This is a genomic window from Paenibacillus pectinilyticus (assembly GCF_001700435.1).
Taxonomy (GTDB): Bacteria; Bacillota; Bacilli; order Paenibacillales; family NBRC-103111; genus Paenibacillus_E; species Paenibacillus_E pectinilyticus.
Map to the genome: position 1 here is coordinate 158,397 of NZ_LYPC01000030.1, position 16,862 is coordinate 175,258.

The 16,862-nt window shown below is 46.8% G+C and carries 13 protein-coding genes; 8 read left to right on the plus strand and 5 right to left on the minus strand.

Features of this window, described 5'->3' with window-relative positions; translation table 11 throughout:
- Positions 1–63: 63 nt before the first annotated feature.
- Entirely contained in the window at positions 64–318 is a 255-nt protein-coding gene (locus A8709_RS32520) for an AbrB/MazE/SpoVT family DNA-binding domain-containing protein (protein ID WP_056624765.1), read from the plus strand.
- A gap of 304 nt (positions 319–622) precedes the next feature.
- Here the strand turns inward: A8709_RS32520 and A8709_RS32525 are convergent, their stop codons facing one another.
- Genes A8709_RS32525 through A8709_RS32540 form a run of 4 tightly spaced genes read right to left on the minus strand, consistent with a single transcriptional unit; the run spans position 623 to position 5,638 of the window.
- Complete coding sequence (locus tag A8709_RS32525) at positions 623–1,696, minus strand: phosphodiester glycosidase family protein (protein ID WP_065859141.1); 1,074 nt, start codon at positions 1,694–1,696, stop codon at positions 623–625.
- A complete protein-coding gene (locus A8709_RS32530) occupies positions 1,696–2,127 on the minus strand; it encodes a hypothetical protein (protein WP_065859143.1) in 432 nt (143 codons plus the stop codon). The genes A8709_RS32525 and A8709_RS32530 overlap by 1 nt, the downstream gene beginning before the upstream one ends.
- Before the next feature lie 52 nt (positions 2,128–2,179).
- Positions 2,180–3,808 (minus strand): response regulator transcription factor, encoded by a 1,629-nt coding sequence (locus tag A8709_RS32535; protein ID WP_065859145.1) that lies wholly within the window; start codon positions 3,806–3,808, stop codon positions 2,180–2,182.
- A 6-nt stretch (positions 3,809–3,814) separates the two neighbouring features.
- Positions 3,815–5,638, minus strand: a complete 1,824-nt coding sequence (locus A8709_RS32540; RefSeq protein WP_065859147.1) for a cache domain-containing sensor histidine kinase — start codon at positions 5,636–5,638, stop codon at positions 3,815–3,817.
- Between the two features lie 172 nt (positions 5,639–5,810).
- Between A8709_RS32540 and A8709_RS32545 the strand changes: the two genes are divergently transcribed.
- The 5 genes from A8709_RS32545 (at position 5,811) to A8709_RS32565 (ending at position 11,354) form a co-directional block, all read left to right on the plus strand.
- The gene (locus A8709_RS32545) at positions 5,811–6,680 is read left to right on the plus strand and encodes a carbohydrate ABC transporter permease (protein ID WP_065859381.1); all 870 of its coding nucleotides are present in this window, start codon (positions 5,811–5,813) and stop codon (positions 6,678–6,680) included.
- Positions 6,680–7,516, plus strand: a complete 837-nt coding sequence (locus tag A8709_RS32550; RefSeq protein WP_065859148.1) for a carbohydrate ABC transporter permease — start codon at positions 6,680–6,682, stop codon at positions 7,514–7,516. The genes A8709_RS32545 and A8709_RS32550 overlap by 1 nt, the downstream gene beginning before the upstream one ends.
- A 159-nt stretch (positions 7,517–7,675) precedes the next feature.
- A complete protein-coding gene (locus A8709_RS32555; protein ID WP_065859150.1) occupies positions 7,676–8,995 on the plus strand; it encodes an ABC transporter substrate-binding protein in 1,320 nt (439 codons plus the stop codon).
- 104 nt (positions 8,996–9,099) lie between these two features.
- On the plus strand, positions 9,100–10,329 hold the full coding sequence (locus tag A8709_RS32560) for an MFS transporter (protein WP_065859152.1): 1,230 nt from the start codon (positions 9,100–9,102) through the stop codon (positions 10,327–10,329).
- A 74-nt stretch (positions 10,330–10,403) separates the two neighbouring features.
- Positions 10,404–11,354, plus strand: coding sequence for an NAD(P)/FAD-dependent oxidoreductase (locus A8709_RS32565; protein ID WP_065859154.1), 951 nt, complete (start codon positions 10,404–10,406; stop codon positions 11,352–11,354).
- 23 nt (positions 11,355–11,377) lie between these two features.
- Here the strand turns inward: A8709_RS32565 and A8709_RS32570 are convergent, their stop codons facing one another.
- Positions 11,378–12,097 carry a DUF2161 domain-containing phosphodiesterase gene (locus tag A8709_RS32570; RefSeq protein WP_065859156.1) on the minus strand — a complete coding sequence of 240 codons (720 nt, stop codon included), beginning with the start codon at positions 12,095–12,097 and terminating at the stop codon, positions 11,378–11,380.
- 132 nt (positions 12,098–12,229) lie between these two features.
- Between A8709_RS32570 and A8709_RS32575 the strand changes: the two genes are divergently transcribed.
- Together A8709_RS32575 and A8709_RS32580 are read left to right on the plus strand one after the other, a co-directional pair.
- A complete protein-coding gene (locus A8709_RS32575) occupies positions 12,230–13,393 on the plus strand; it encodes a sn-glycerol-1-phosphate dehydrogenase (RefSeq protein ID WP_244163375.1) in 1,164 nt (387 codons plus the stop codon).
- A 1,488-nt stretch (positions 13,394–14,881) separates the two neighbouring features.
- The gene (locus A8709_RS32580; RefSeq protein WP_065859160.1) at positions 14,882–16,777 is read left to right on the plus strand and encodes a PrkA family serine protein kinase; all 1,896 of its coding nucleotides are present in this window, start codon (positions 14,882–14,884) and stop codon (positions 16,775–16,777) included.
- Positions 16,778–16,862: the final 85 nt, after the last annotated feature.

Here is a 16,862-nt window from a genome sequence, read left to right on the forward strand (position 1 = left end):
TAGTCGAAGTGAAATTTGTGCATGTATAGGAAACGTATAGGAAAAGAGAGGTGAAGTCCTATGATGAAGCCAGCTGGAGTCGTACGTAAAGTCGATCAATTGGGACGAATCGTATTACCTAAATCGTTGAGAAAGCGATACCAAATGAATGAAGGCGATCCTGTTGAAATTTTGGTGCAGGGTGACCATATCATTCTTGAGAGATATCGTCCGAAATGTGTATTCTGTGGCAGCATGGAAAGTGTCAGTGAATTCAAAGAGCGTTACATTTGTGGCGTGTGTGTAACTGAAATGAACCTGCTCAAAGCCAGAGCGTAGACAAGAAAAGAAAAAAAGCATCGCTTTCTCCTTCGAGAAAGTAGATGCTTTTTTTGCGTGTCCGAAGCGGACGACAAGTGAATGTACAACAATCTTATAGGCCTTTTGTTTTGTCCTCGTTATAGGAAGCCGTAAACATCGCGACTAGGAATAACAGAAAAACGGAATTAACGAGCCAAAATGTAGTGGATAAACCGAACATTGCTGCACCTCCTATAGGGTTAAAGAGCGATTACACATAGTTAAGGCTTATTATACCCAACCATCCCCAAAAAAGAAACGAAATTTGTGTGAATAATTTGGGTCATTTGAAAAACAAGAAGTTCGTTGCGAGTGGTCGAAGCTTGCCGTCAGAAGGACGGTTAATGACACTTCCACCCCAGACTAAGGTAGTAGAGCCGCCTCCATCGAGATTATAAGCGTCGACAACGCCTAACTGCTGCATCTTGTCCTGCAACTCAGCAAGGGTTGCACCCGAATTACCGCTTTCGTTGTACCCGTCAGTGACGAGGAAGAGGAGCTGATCGTTCTTATAATCAGCCATAACCGTTCGGGCTGCTCGCGCTGGCGAGCTCTGCCATTGATACGGAATGGTCATCTTGCTGCCATTCTTGAGAAGCACAGGAACGAAGGTCGAACCCATCAAAGGGTTCAGCTTGTCCAGATCAGCCTGCGAGCTGAACTTCCCGCCGATCAGCTTGCGATCTTTGTTCAAGCCGATGAAAGCCGTGTCATTGTTGGTGGGAAAGAAGCCATTTACATATTTCCCATTCATGACAGTTGTGTCTAGTGGGTAGCGCCGGCCACGACTATCATCCGCGAAGCCTCCGGCGTTGATGCCAACGAGTGCACCATAGCGCGAAGCCGCGGCTAACGTTGTTTCACTGGAGCCGAGCTTATCATTACCCAAGACGAGCTTAACAGCTTTATCGCTTTTAAGGTTCACCTTAAGAGCATATCCTGTATAGTTTTTTTCATTCAAAGCGTACAGTTGGATATCAATATTGCCTGAGCTTGCTTGCCTGAGGGGGCTGCCTAGCTTAGCAGTTATACGTGCATCATAGATGAGTCCGGGTTTGAGTGCTTGGGCTGCTGCGTTTTGGAGCATGGTCGTGACTTCTGCCGTGCTTTTCTCATACAGCTGAAAGTACTGCTGAATAATGGTTTTGGTTTGAACAGCATCATTGTTGGCTTGGGTTAACAAGCTGTTCATGGTCAGTGTTTCTTGATGGAAATTAACTGGTGATGATGCCGCTGGCGTCCAAGTTGGAATGGAAATATGCAAGGAAACGAAGAGAAGCCAAATCAGCATGCCTAGAAAGGGTGCGCAGGCAAGTAACATTACACGGTTGATTTGCTGAATCGAATTCGCTGTCATTATTTCAACACATCCAGATTCTTCTGTAGATCATCGAGCTTCTTCTTAACGTCCGCGAGCTGTGTATACAGCTGATTGCTATTATCGGTCTTACTGTTAGCGCTATCCTTGGTGAAAGCCAATAATTCATTCAATGAATCAACTTTGGCCTGCAAAGTCTTCATATCGGATGTAACGCTATCCTTCAGATCGGAGACTTGCTTCTGATAATCTTGCTGAACGACTTGTAATTGTTGCTGGGTTTGCTGTGCGATATCGGTCGATATTTGTTGCCTCAGATGCTCCGTGTACATCATCGTTGCTGCTACTCCGACTGCGATCAGCATGACCCAACCCATAAATAAGATGACGTACGTTTTTCTTTTGACCCTGGTTGCCTTCGACGTGCGGGGAAAAGAATTCGCCGTTGCATTTTCGATGGGCATACTCATGAAAATCACCTCTCACTACTAGTATAGCATATTCCATTATTTTCTCGGTATATTAGATAGAATTTGCTGTTTTTCGATATTCATTGGGGGTCATGCCCGACATTTTTTTGAAAACTTTGCTGAAATACTTCTCATCCTGATACCCAACCATCTCAGCGACCTGTGAAATACGAAGATTCGGATTGCATAGAAGCACCTTTGCCTTACTCATCCGAATCTGACCTAAGTAATCAGAGAGATTCACTTGGAACTCCTGTTTAAATTTACGAGAGATGTACTCGCGGCTAAGATAGAAACGGCTGGCAATATCCGCAAGCGAAATGTCCTCATGATAGTGCTTCTCTAGAAAGCTAGCAATTTCGAATATCACATTGTTATCCTTGTGCTGTCCCTCCAGATGCAGCTTCGATACCTGCACGAGGCTTCGTGTCAGCTCTTGCTGCCAGAGAGATAAGGACAGAATGCCTTTCTCGTCGAGTGTCATGATGGACGATGCACTTTCCTCAAGAAGAAGTGGATTAACCTCGTTCTCTCCGCTATTCGGTATGAATTGCTGCACCCAGCGGCGCATCATGACCCGATATTCCCCCCACCAATGCTCAAGCTGTTCAGGCGTGATGGTCTCACTGCTTTTCACAGCGTCGATCCACAGCTTAACGACATCCTGAATTTGTTCCACGTTTCCGCTGCGAATAGCGAGGTTGATCTGTTCCTCATATTGATGAAAAGTGAGCGATGTCTGTGAGGTTTTGGCCGACTGTGAGGTCGTATGAATCCACGTTTCTTTGGATTTGAGATTCCTTTGTCGCAGGGCGTCACGGGCTTCTTGATAGGACAATTTCAATTGTTGAGGAAATGCGTGGGCACTTCCAATCCCAAAATCAACCCGCGTGTGCAAAGTAGTTCGAATCCCATCGTTAATCGTCGCAAGAAGACCCTCTGCCGTAGAAGGGGTGGACCAGATCAAGAGCACAATTTCATGGAGATTGTGTAAGTGACGGAACGCATAGCCGCGCTGCTCTGTAACGAGAAATTCGTTGCAAATATTGATCAATGAGAAAAGTAAGAGGTCGATATTTTGGCTAAATTTATTCTTGATACTAGCTTCCATCGTATCCAAAGAGAGGATAGCGACACGGCAGTTTGCGACGCCTCTGGGTAAATGAAGCTCGCGCTCCAGCTGATCAGCGACAGGCTCATACGTACCAGGCTCGGCGATCAAGGCGGAGAGCAGCTTATCCCAGTAAATCGGTTTGAATTGATTCACCTCGATATTCAGCTCGCGATTCGCATGTCTTTGCTCTTCCTCTTTGAGCCAAGTTTGAATCGCTTTGTCCAAGGCTTCATTCAATTGATCCGGATCGATCGGCTTCAAAATATAATCCGTACCGCCATACTTCACCGTATGTCGCAGTAAAGAGAAATCGTCGTGACCGCTGATCACGATGGTTTTGGCATCTGGCGCATGGCGATGCAGCCATTCGAGCAGCTTGACGCCATTGAGAATGGGCATCATCATATCCGTCATAATGATCTCCGGATGTTCGTTGCGCACGATTTCAATGGCGGCCTCGCCATCTTGTGCTTCTAATATGGTATCAATCCCGAATAGCTTCCAATTCACGAGTAATCGGATCGCATCCCGAACGTGTTTCTCATCATCAACAAGTAAAACTTTCATGTCAGGTTACTCCCTTTTTTTCATCGGAATATGGATGACGATTCGCAAACCTTGGGGCTGCACGTGCGCAATCTCGAGCGCGGCATCATCATTAAAGTAGAGCTGTACACGAGTCAAGACGTTGCGAAGTCCGATGCAGGCCTCATCTGGCGTGGAAGGCATGCGCAACCGACTGCGAATTTCCATCAGCCGTTGGTCCGTTATGCCGATTCCGTTATCTTCGACGGTCAGCTGCAAGATATCCCCATCCGGGGTAGTCAAAAGCGCAGATGCGATGCGCAGGAGTCCCGCGGCTTGGGCGTGTCCTGGTTTAAAGCCATGCTTGAAATAATTTTCGACAAGCGGCTGAAGAATCATTTTAGGCACAGCTAAAGGTTGGGTACCTTCTTGGATCTCGTAAACGATATCAAATTGGTGCTCAAAACGCTGCTTCTGCAGCTCCAAGTACGCCTTAATATGATCAAGCTCTTTGCGCAGCGGAACGACAGATTCGTTCGTGTTCATGCTGTAATGCATCATTTTAGCCAAAGAATTAATCAAGGTATAAATCTTCGGTGCCTCGTGCTGCAACGCTAATGTGCCGATGGATTGCAGGGCATTATTCAGAAAATGTGGATTGATCTGCGCCTGCAGCGCCATCAGCTGATTGGATTTATTCGCAAGCTCTAAGCGATATTCCCGCATCACCATGTGATCCAAGTCCTGCATGAGGCCATGGAAGCGGTTGGCCAGAATACCCATTTCATCGGTACGAGTCAACTCAATATCGCTTTGACGATCGCCAAGCCCAGCTTGTCCTGTTTGAATGCGTGTGATATAACGTATTAATTGCTTAATTGGAGCTGTAAAACGAATACTAATATAAACAGTGCCAGCGACAACAATCAGCATAAAGAAGGAGAGAATCAGGGCATTAATGAGAGTCAGCTGACGAGCATTTTTGGTAAGCTGTGCGTAGGGAAGACGTTTTACAATCGTCCAGTTTAGGTAGTCGGTGTGCATTTTCTCATACATATTGATCCCTGCATAAGCGCCTTTATTCCACTCATAATTTCCTTTTTCTAACGTACTATGGACCGCTTCGTCTCCCCAGCTGCCTTCGAGCTGCTGTCCCCACTTAGCCGGATCAGGACCATAGACGATGTGTCCCGTCTCGTCCAGAATGTACAGTTCTTCTTGATCGTGGGTGAATAAGCTCTGCGAAATCTGCGAGACGAGGTCCAAATTCAAATCAATCACAAGCTCACCAATGGATGTATTGTTAGGTGAGTACATGATGTTGCGGTGCATAGAGATAACTGGCGAAGGCACAGAATACACACTGCGTACCAAATCGTACGTGTTGCTAAGGTGCGTTGCTTCGAAATACACCAGTTGCTTGGCTGGGAAGGGCTTGAGACCTTCATATTTACCAACGGTCGTCACTTGTGAGTCATTGCTAGCCAGGTAAGAGCGATCACTGACCGAAGCGTACAAATAGATTTGTTTGATTTCCTTGACCGAATGAGACATCACCTGAAGACCGCTCTTAATCACTTTATCGCTCATGTAATCGATCTCTCGCTGCGATTGGATAATATCGTAGAATTGGCCAAGCTCGGCAAGATGAATCCCTGTGTAAATGGTGGAAGAGGCTTGAACAACGCCATCCAAGTAGTTGATGAGATTCGTTTTACCCTGTGAAAGTAAGGCTGAATTGTTCGTAAGCGTATCCTCTGTCACTCGCTGCTTCGTGAAAAAGTAGGAAACAACAAGCGAAGTAAGGAAGGGAACGAGCGTGGCGATGATCAAAAATAAGATTAATTTATTGCGAATACTGTGGCGAATCACGCTGCATCAGCTCGGTTTCTATATTGGGATTTTCCCCTACATTGTAGCAGGAGAGGTCAACAAATTCCACCTAATGGGTCACCATCGTCAGTGTTTTGGGGAAGGCTTGCACTCTATACTTGGGGTATAGTAGCAAAATGGTAAGGGGGACTTCCCAGTGAAATCAAAGAGAATGCTTTCAGGATGGCTGCAGCAATGGGTATTTATTGGGCCTGCATTATTATTTTTTAGTGTCGTGGTGCTGATTCCATTCATGATGAGCATCTATTATTCATTCACCGAATGGAACGGTGTGACAACGAGTGTCACTTTCAATGGCTTAGACAATTTCAAGAAAATATTATTCCATGATCAGGACTATCGTAACGCTTTCAGCTTCACCTCACGATTAACCGTGACCAATGTCATTCTAACAAACCTCGTCGGCTTCTTGCTCGCGCTGCTCCTCACACAAGCACTGAAGACAAGGAATATGCTGCGCACGATTTTCTTTATGCCGAATGTCATCGGTGGCTTGTTACTCGGTTTTATCTGGCAGTTCATTTTTGTAAAAGGGTTTGCAACCCTTGGTAGTCTCACACATATCGGATTCTTCGAGCTTCCTTGGTTAGGGGATTCACCAACAGCTTTCTGGGCGATCGTCATTGTAAGCGTATGGCAAGGCGCAGGGTATCTGATGATTATCTACATTGCCGCACTATCGAATGTACCTAAGGATATGTTAGAGGCTGCATATATTGACGGCGCATCTCGTATGCAGGTGTTACGAAGCATCATCGTGCCGCTCATCATGCCAGCTGTGACCGTGTGCTTGTTCCTGACCATTTCGTGGTCGTTCAAAATCTTTGATCTCAACTTCTCGTTGACCAAAGGCGGGCCGTTCAATTCAACGGAATCCGTGTCGATTAATATTTATCAAGAAGCGTTCCGCAATAACCGTTATGGCTTAGGTACTGCGAAAGCGCTGATCTTCTTCATTGTCGTTGCCATCATTTCCACCATTCAAGTGATGTACACCAAACGTAAGGAGGTCGAGGTCTAATGGCTTCCATCAAAAAATACACCGGTCGATTATTTGCCTTAGAGGTTCTGGGCTTTCTAGTAGCTTTGCTATTCTTAATTCCATTCTATTTCGTTATCGTTAACTCGTTGAAAACTTTTCCTGAGCTGGCAGCCAATACGGCGAAATTGCCGAAAGCCTTATTCTTCGGTAACTACACCAAAGTATGGACGATTATGAACTTTCCGAAGGCGTTCTTCAACTCCCTGTTCATTACCGTTCTAAGTAATATAGGCTTAGTCGTTATCTCCTCCATGGCGGCCTATCGGATGGTGAGGAAGGCAAGTAAGTTCAACAATCTTGTTTTCTTGGCGTTCGTTGCGGCGATGGTCATTCCGTTCCAGTCCATCATGATCCCGCTTGTTCGTGTGGCAAGCCAGGTTGGATTAATGGATAGCAAGCTTGGGCTCATTGCTTGTTACTTTGGCTTTGGCGTTTCCTTAAATGTATTCTTGTATCATGGCTTCATTAAATCCATCCCGTTAGAAATTGAAGAATCAGCGAAAGTGGACGGCAGTTCACCGTATGGCGTGTTTTGGAAAATCGTGTTCCCGCTGCTCAAACCGATGTCGATTACGATTGTCATTTTGAACAGCTTATGGATCTGGAATGATTATTTATTGCCTTCACTTGTATTGGGTAACCCTGAACTGAGAACCATTCCACTTGCTACCTTCTCCTTCTTCGGGCAATATACGAAACAATGGGATTTAGCTCTTGCGGGTCTAACATTAAGCGTATTGCCAATCGTTATTTTCTTCTTATTCTTACAAAAGCACATCGTAGAAGGCATTACTGCAGGTTCAGTTAAAGGATGACATATTTGTAAATGAGTTCAAGATATTCCACCTTTATGTTCAATATACTAGGTGTTAACTGCGGATGTAAGTGTTTACAATGAAGCATGTAAGGGATGACGCTTCAACAAACGTTGTCAGATAAAACGAAGATTCATATTAAAGGGAGGCACTACCTCAATGAAAAAATTAACGATGGTTTCGATGGCTGCTGTACTATCCTTATCCGTATTAGCAACGGGTTGCGGCAAAAAAGACGAGACTACGCCAGCGGCATCTGCAGGAACATCCACGGCAACAACAACACCTGCAACTAGCGCTAAACCAGTTACGATTAAAATGTTCCAGTTCAAAGTAGAGATCGCGGATCAACTTGGTAAATTGGTGCAAGAATATCAAAAGCTCAATCCAAACGTGAAAATTCAAGTCGACACCGTCGGCGGTGGAGCAGACTACGGCGCTGCGTTGCTTGCGAAATTCAATTCAGGTGACAAACCAGACATTTTCAACAATGGCGGCTTCTCCGATTTAGATAAATGGATCGATAACTTGGAAGATCTTTCGGATCAACCTTGGGTCAAAGATCTTGTCGATGTAGCGAAAGAGCCTATGACCAAAAACGGCAAATTGTATGGTCAACCGCTGAACTTGGAAGGCTACGGCTTCCAATACAATAAAGATCTTTTTGCTAAAGCGGGCATTACAGAATTACCAAAAACAATCACACAACTAGAAGCGGCAGCGAAAAAGCTGCAAGCAGCAGGAATTACACCTTTTGAAACAGGCTATGGTGAGTGGTGGGTACTAGGGAATCATTTCGTGAATCTTCCATTTGCTTATCAGAAAGATCCGAATGCCTTCATCGATGGCTTGAACAAAGGAACTTCTAAAATTACAGGCAACGAAGTATTCAACCAATGGACGAAATTGTTTGATCTTCAATTGCAATACGGTAACAAAAATCCATTGCAAACGGATTACAACACGCAAGTAACGGATTTTGCTACAGGTAAAGCAGCGATGACGCAACAAGGGAACTGGACACAAGTTCAAATTTCCAAAACGAACCCTGACATCAAAATTGGCTTCTTGCCAATGCCGATCAGCGATGATGCCGCTGCAAACGATAAATTGTTCGTAGGCGTGCCGAATAACTGGGTTATCAACAAAAACTCCGCTGTCAAAGACGAAGCGAAGAAGTTCTTGAACTGGATGGTTAGCTCCGATATCGGTAAGAAATATATCACTGAAGAATTCAAATTCATTCCAGCTTTCAAAACGATCCCTGCTGACGAGAAAGTACTAGGGCCATTAGCAGCTGACATTATCTCTTACAGCAAAGCTGGTAAAACACTTAGCTGGAACTGGTTCAAATTCCCTGGCGGCGAAGCTTCCAGTAAAAAATTCGGCGATATCATGCAAGGTTATGTTGCCAAGAAGTATACGAAGGATCAAATGTTGGATGAATTCCAGAAAACATGGGATAGCCTTAAGAAGTAACCTGAATCCGCCCGTTATTAAAGCCTCAGCGCCAATGCTGGGGCTTTTTGCTGTTTAACAGATAGAGAAATGGCTGTTACAATGAAGAGGACTGGAGGTCTACCATGAATCTAAAAATCCGATCTTGGCTACAGAGCAGAGGAAATACACTTCCCGCGGAGAAAAAGCTGTCGCATGAGGCAGTCATCTCATTAGTTATTCATTCCGTTTTTCAATTTGGTGCTTCCATGTCAGGGGTATTCCTCAATTTGTACTTATGGCGGCTCACACATAGCGTTGTGGTTAATGGGACCTACAGCATGATTGTCTATATCCTAACTCCGATCGGATTCGCCATCGGTGGTTACATGATCAAGAAGAAGGATCGCATGGTATCATACCGACTTGGTATCGTATTAGTTGGTCTCTTCTATTTAAGTGTGAGTATTGCGCAGGAGCGGTTGGTTGATTATTATGTGCTCTTCGCCATATTTAATGGTCTTGCAAGCGCATTCTACTGGGTTGGCTATTTGACGCTGATGTATGACGTGTCGACAGAAAAGAATCGAATCCGCTATCTCGCGTATAATATGATGTTTTTCACAGCAGCGACACTCGCAGGACCGGCACTGGCGGGCTTCATTATTCGTTTAAAAGAAGGACTTAGCGGTTACACGATTGTGTTCACCATCGCTTTCTGTATGTTCTTATTAGCAGCTATTATCTCATTCAAAATTAAAGCCTCTGGCGGCCATCACCGTGTGTATTATTTGAAATATACGGGTCTTATTATGAAAAAAAAGCTCGATTGGGTGAAAGCCTTGCTCGGCTTCTTCGGTATGGGCTTGCTGCAAGGCACGATGTTGTTTCTACCTAACATTCTATTGTTTAAGGTATTGCCTCGTGAAGATATGGTAGGTTATCTCGGTGTTCTCTACTCGAGTTTAAGCATTGTGATGGGGATCTTTATTTCTAAATATGCAAATGCAAGCAGGGGTCGCCTTTACTTGACTATATCGACAGTGGGGTATCTCGTAGGGATCTCTTTTATTATAGGGAGCTTAAATGTATGGTCGGTTGTAGGCTTCATGATTCTGTACTCCATCTTTGCACCACTGCAAGGGAATACAATGACGGGTTACTATTATAGTTTGATTGCTGAACTTCCGCTCAAAGGGGAGTTGAAGGTAGAAAGCGTGGTCGTTCGCGAGTTTTTCTTAAATGTAGGTCGAGTTATTTCCATTCTTGTCTTAATCTCTTTCGGCAGCGATTTGGATGGCGGTTGGATTCCGTGGATTTTATTAATGGCATCTCTCACCCAATTTGGCTTGGTTTGGTCGATTAAGAATCGTTAGGCAACTAAGGATGAGAGCCCCTTCATTCGGATATCCTAGAGGGTAGAGAATAGGAGAAGAGGTGCCTGACATATATGGAGCACGTGGACAGTATTATCGTCGGAGGAGGCATTGCTGGACTGCAAGCCGCTATTCAATTAGGCAGGTATGAGCACAAGGTGCTTGTGATTGATGCGGGTTACGGCCGTTCTACGCTATGCAGGAGCTATCATAATATCTTAGGCTGGCCAGATGGCGTATCCGGGGAAGAACTGCGAAGATTAGGCAGATTGCAAGCCGAGAAGCTTGGGGTTATGTTTGTCCAGGATGAAGTCGTACAAGCTGTCGCGAAAGGGAAAATCGGGGATGGCTTCGAGCTGTGGGGCAAGAGTGGCCGCGGGTATGAAGCACGTACGCTTCTGTTGGCAACGGGTTTATTGGATCGGATGCCAGAGCTGCCTCAGCTAAAAGAATGCTTAGGACTTACCGTGTATGTCTGTCCCGATTGCGATGGGTATGAGATTCGGGGTCGCAGCACCATTGTGATGGGGTCGGGGGATGCAGGTGCAGCCATGGCTTTGAAATTGCGGTGGAGAACCGATAAACTCACCTATGTGAATCATCAACAGTGCGCTGTACGCAGTAAATTTCTGAATGAGATGCAGGAAAAAGGGATTCACTATGTCGCCAAAGATATAGCGAACATTATCGTGGATGCGCCTGGCAGCTTCGCTGGTGTTATGCTCACGGATGGTGAACGCCTGCAAGCGGAGCGAGGCTTCATTGCATTTGGCGGTAACGAAGTGAAGTCCGATTTGGCTAGACAGCTTGGCGCTGATCGGATGGAGAACCGGCATATCATGACAGATCCCCGCAGCAAAATGACGAGTGTGCCTTTTGTCTGGGCCGCGGGAGATGTCGGCGTACATGCGGAGCAGGTCACGATAGCGATGGGCGAAGGCTCGCAGGCGGCCATTTGGATGAACAAAGCATTACTGCGAATGAATGTGGAAACGAATGTACATAAGGTTGTTATACGTTCTTAGATTAAAGATTCTGCTAGGTACAATTAAGGCGCATGGATGATAGGTGTTTGAAAAACGTGTGTAACATGCGAATAATCGGCTAATGCTTTCTCACCGCTTGGGGTTAAATGATAGATACCGCGGCTTTGTCTGATGAACCAGCGATAATAGTTTTGCTGCAACAGCGAGCTGACATTCATATTGCTGGTCAACTCACGCAACTGCCGCGGGCTTAAGGGGCCGAGCTGCTGCATCAGATAGGCGCAATGGAGCGACTTCTCTCGATAGGCTGTCATCAGCTTCTGTTTAGAGCTTCCGCCCACATTATAATCCCCGCTGCGCTCATGAAATTCCGTAACCAGCTTACCTGAAGCCCGTTTATTCGGGCGTAATTGATAGGGAGTAGGCTCACAGACGAGATCGACTGTGGGCTGTTTGCGTTTGTAGAATTGAACGGTCAAGACACCTAAGCCCAGCATGCGGCAAAGCCTGCGAATATCCTCCCATTGTAAACGTTGGGGGGCTTTTCCTTTGTTCGGGAGCTCGAAAGCGACGTAGACTTCCTGCGTCAGCTTGAGTCTTTCAATTCCTTGAACAAGGAGCGGGATATTAAAACTTTTCTTCAACTCAACAATGACAGGAGGTTCTTCACCGCGGATGGCGACTAAATCGCAATGCTTCACTTCCCCACGGACAGTGTACCCGCGCTGTTCAAAAAAGTGTTTAATCGGAGCGTAAAGCTCCGTTTCGGTTTGGATCGGCATGAGGGTTTCGTTCTCCTCTTTTCCTGCATAAAGTGTGCCAGAATGGCTTTCATTATAGCATAGGTTGCGATAGAAAAGGTGAGAGAATCACTTGTACGTACATGTTGGGAGATGATAGATAGGAGTGAATTATTGAATGAATGGTTGGGAAAAAGGTTTGCGTGCGCTTGTGGGCAAAATCATGAAATTCCGATTCGCCGTATTGTTATAGAGTCAAATGCGCTGACTGATGTTGTCAGCTATGTGAAGGAAACTGGTTACGGCGAAGTGACGCTTGTCGCGGATGCGAATACGTATGGTGTGGCGGGGGAGAAGCTGCGCTCGCTATTAGAGGAGAATCAGGTAAAAGTAGGCGTAAGCCTCATTCGGGAGAACGGCATGGGGGGAGTGGCTGCTGATGAAGAAGCGATCGTTCAGTTGATGCTGGATACCTCAATGACGTCCAAGGTCTTGCTCGCCGTCGGAGCTGGAACGATTCACGACATTGTGCGTTTTGTCAGCCATCGTACAGGGCGGCCATTCTTGTCTGTGCTAACCGCGCCATCGGTTGATGGCTTTGCGTCAGTAGGCGCACCGCTCATCGTGTGCGGTTTCAAGCAGACGATTCCGTGTTCGTCGCCGGAAGCTATCTTTGCTGACCTGAGCATTCTGGCAGCGGCACCGCAAGCGATGATCGCGGCTGGCGTTGGCGATATGCTCGGCAAGCACACCTCACTGGCAGACTGGTCGCTGGGCTGCGTCCTGCTGGACGAGCACTACTGCGAGCTAAGCGCTCGGTTGACGTTAGAGGCCGTCGAGCTGTGCACCGCTCACCTCGAAGAGATTGCGCAGCGCACGGAGCTTGGCCTGCGCCGATTGATGGAAGGCCTGATTCTATCTGGCCTTTCCATGCTCTTGGTCGGCCACTCGCGGCCGGCCTCCGGGGCTGAGCGCCATCTCTCCCATTATTGGGAGATGGTGCTTCTGCAGCAGCGCCGCCGCGCGCTGCTGCACGGCGCGAAGGTCGGCGTCGCGACCGTGCTCATGGCCGAGGCCATCATCGCGGAAAATGCGTCGGCGATGGGGGTGGATGCGCGTGCGCTGCAGGTGCGCATCGCGGCGCGTTGGGGCGATGTGCTGGACATCGCCCGCGGGGTGCCGGCGCCTGAGCAGCTTGCTGCGTGGCTCGCGGCGGTGCAGGGGCCTGTGACGCCGGACCAGCTTGGCGTCGAGCCAGCGTTGGTGGAGGCGTCCTTGCAGGATGCGCTGTTCGTGCGCAACCGGTTTACGATTCTACGCTTACAGCGACTGCTGTAAGCGAATGGGGAGCACGCGTGGGATACGCGTGCTCTTGCTTTTTGTGCGTTAGGTACTGACCAAGTAAGCGCTAGGTGACGAAAGCTTCCAAAACTTGGAGCAGAGGCGCCACCAATGGATAAATCCATTAGAACAAGCTAAAAAGAGACGGAATTTTGACTTTGATTGGATAAATCCATTCAAAACAATGATGTATGCGATTTCATTTGTGAAAATTAGTACTTGTAATGTATTAATCCAATGAAAAAGAAAATTCCTCCCTAATTGGAGAGTATACACTGTATAAATCCAATGGAGCTCCTTCTATCGACACTATCCCGTTGGTTCAGTTTGGAAATAACTGAGAAGCACTGAGTAGTGGGGATAGTACACATAGATCCTTCTATAGCTACTATCCCATTCGCTCAGTTTGGAAATAACTGAGAAGCATTCTGAGTAGTGGGTATAGTGCAGATAGATCCTTCTATAGCCACTATACCATTCGCTCAGTTTGGAAATAACTGATAAGCATTCTGAGTAGTGGGTATAGTGCAGATAGATCCTTCTATAGCCACTATCCCATTCGCTCAGTTTGGAAATGACTGAGAAGCACTCTGAGTAGTGGGTATAGTGCGCATAGCTCCTTTTATCGCGACTATCCCCTTCCTCAGTCTGGTAATAACTGAGAAGCATTCTGAGTAGTGGGTATAGTGCAGATAGATCCTTCTATAGCTACTATCCCATTCGCTCAGTTTGGCAATAACCCGAGCAGCATCCTGAGTGTTGGGGATAGTGCGCATAGCTCCTTCTATCGACACTATGCCCTTTCCTCAGTTTGGCAATAACCCGAGCAGCATCCTGAGTGTTGGGGATAGTGCACATAGCTCCTTCTATCACCCCTATCCCGTAGACTCAGTTTGGTACTAAGCCGAGAAGCACCCTGAGTGTCGGGGATAGTGCACATAGCTCCTTCTATCGCCACCATCCCATTGCCTCAGTTTGACACTAACCCGAGAAGCATTCTGAGTGAAAGGGATAGCGCACATAGCTCCCTCCTATCCACACTATCGCGTAGCCTCAGTTTAGCAGTAACCGAAAAGCATCCTGAATGAAGGGGGATAGTACACACACCTCCTTCTATCGCCCCTTTCCCATTGCCTCACCTTGGCAATAACCGATCAGCATTCTAAGTGGAGGAGTTCACTCCGCTGTGTCCCCGTCAATCGTCCGTAGAGCTTGCCAACCGCTAGCCGCACCCACGCTACATCCAGATGTGGAAGTGGTTGGTTTTCATGCTCTTTCCATACCTTGCCTGCTTTGTTTTCATATCATTTTCACAGTCTAGAACGCTTTCCAATGGCATGAGCCTTTTTTTGGAGAAAGATACAAATCCCAATTCTCTTTAAAATTTCGGGCAAGTTATCCCTCTTGGGTGCATAGGATTGTAGTACACAATTCACCATCACGAGCTGACCTATTCCTGAAAGGCAGCAGTGAAAGGAGGTACCCATGGACATATTCAAAAGAATTTCAGAGCATCGTACGGAGAAGGATTCATTGAGCTGGACCGGTACGTTCGCGGAGTACATAGAATTGCTTCGCAGTAATCCTGGACTCGCGAGAACTGCGCATTCAAGGGTCTATGATATGATTGCTTCGCAAGGCATCAACGACCAGGTGGGCCACAAATCCTACAAGTTTTTCAACCAAGAGATATTCGGTCTAGATCGTGCCGTTGAGAAGCTGGTGGAAGAATATTTCCATTCCGCTGCCCGTCGATTGGATGTTCGTAAACGTATTTTGTTGCTAATGGGTCCTGTAAGCGGTGGGAAATCCACAATTGTGACCATGCTGAAGCGTGGGTTAGAGCAGTTTGCCAAAACAGATCTGGGGGCTGTCTACGCAATCAAAGGGTGTCCTATGCACGAGGAGCCGCTACATCTGATTCCAATGGAATTACGATTAGAGATCGAGCGGGAGCTTGGGGTCAAAATTGAGGGCAGCCTATGCCCATCCTGCCAAATGCGTCTGAAAACCGAGTACAACGGTTGTATCGAAGATGTGCATGTGGAACGTGTGTTCGTTTCTGAAGAAGGTCGCGTAGGGATTGGTACCTTCAGCCCGTCAGATCCCAAATCTCAAGATATAGCGGACCTAACAGGCAGTATCGATTTCTCCACGATTACGGAGTTCGGCTCCGAGTCGGACCCGCGTGCATACCGTTTTGACGGTGAGTTGAATAAGGCCAACAGGGGTATCATGGAGTTCCAGGAAATGCTGAAGTGCGATGAGAAATTCCTCTGGAATCTACTCTCGCTGACACAAGAGGGTAACTTTAAGGCAGGACGTTTCGCCCTCATTAGTGCCGATGAGCTCATTATCGCGCATACGAATGAGACGGAGTATAAGTCTTTTATCGCCAATAAGAAAAACGAAGCCCTGCAATCGCGGATGATCGTCATGCCAATTCCTTACAATTTGCGCGTATCTGATGAAGAAAAAATTTACTACAAGCTCATTGGTCAGAGTGATATGTCTCACATCCATATTGCGCCTCATGCGCTTCGTGTGGCTGCGATCTTCTCGATTCTCACGCGTTTGAAGGAAACGAAGAAGCAAGGCATGGATTTGATCAAAAAAATGCGTATGTACGATGGAGAAGTCGTCGAAGGCTACAAAGAAGCCGATCTGAAGGAAATGCAAAATGAATACCAAGAAGAAGGTATGAGCGGCATCGATCCGCGCTACGTTATTAACCGAATTTCAAGTGCTTTGATCCGCCAGGATCTTCAATGTATCAATGCCCTAGATGTGCTGCGTGCCCTGAAGGACGGCTTGGATCAGCATCCATCCATTACCAAAGACGAACGGGAGCGGTTCCTCAATTTCATCTCGGTTGCCCGTAAGGAATACGACGATATTGCCAAGAAAGAAGTGCAGAAAGCGTTCGTCTACTCCTTCGAGGAGTCGGCTAGAACGATTTTCGATAACTACTTGGATAATATTGAAGCTTATTGCAACTGGGGGAAAATAAAAGATCCGTTAACCGGCGAGGAGATGGATCCAGATGAGCGGTTGATGCGTTCGATCGAAGAGCAGATTGGTATTTCGGAAAATGCGAAAAAAGCATTCCGCGAGGAGATCTTGATCCGCATTTCTTCCTACTCACGCAAAGGCAGAAGATTCGACTACAGCTCGCACGAGCGCTTACGTGAAGCGATTGAGAAGAAGCTTTTCGCCGATTTGAAAGACATCGTGAAGATCACCACCTCTACGAAAACACCAGATGAGAAACAGTTAAAGAAGATCAACGATGTGACGAAGCAGTTAATCGATGAGCACGGTTATTGCCCGGTATGTGCGAATGAGCTGCTCCGCTATGTGGGAAGTCTGCTGAACAGATAAGCACATAAGCATAGAACCTTAGACCTGAGGGGTGACGATCCCTTAGGTCTTTTTGCCGTGTATCCGGATGGTGACCTATCACCGA

Coding starts and splice junctions, on each gene's coding strand:
- A8709_RS32520 (WP_056624765.1), top strand. CDS start 64: ATGAAGCCAGCTGGAGTCGTACGTAAAGTCGATCAATTGGGACGAATC.
- A8709_RS32525 (WP_065859141.1), bottom strand. CDS start 1,696: ATGACAGCGAATTCGATTCAGCAAATCAACCGTGTAATGTTACTTGCC.
- A8709_RS32530 (WP_065859143.1), bottom strand. CDS start 2,127: ATGAGTATGCCCATCGAAAATGCAACGGCGAATTCTTTTCCCCGCACG.
- A8709_RS32535 (WP_065859145.1), bottom strand. CDS start 3,808: ATGAAAGTTTTACTTGTTGATGATGAGAAACACGTTCGGGATGCGATC.
- A8709_RS32545 (WP_065859381.1), top strand. CDS start 5,811: ATGCTTTCAGGATGGCTGCAGCAATGGGTATTTATTGGGCCTGCATTA.
- A8709_RS32550 (WP_065859148.1), top strand. CDS start 6,680: ATGGCTTCCATCAAAAAATACACCGGTCGATTATTTGCCTTAGAGGTT.
- A8709_RS32555 (WP_065859150.1), top strand. CDS start 7,676: ATGAAAAAATTAACGATGGTTTCGATGGCTGCTGTACTATCCTTATCC.
- A8709_RS32560 (WP_065859152.1), top strand. CDS start 9,100: ATGAATCTAAAAATCCGATCTTGGCTACAGAGCAGAGGAAATACACTT.
- A8709_RS32565 (WP_065859154.1), top strand. CDS start 10,404: ATGGAGCACGTGGACAGTATTATCGTCGGAGGAGGCATTGCTGGACTG.
- A8709_RS32570 (WP_065859156.1), bottom strand. CDS start 12,097: ATGCCGATCCAAACCGAAACGGAGCTTTACGCTCCGATTAAACACTTT.
- A8709_RS32580 (WP_065859160.1), top strand. CDS start 14,882: ATGGACATATTCAAAAGAATTTCAGAGCATCGTACGGAGAAGGATTCA.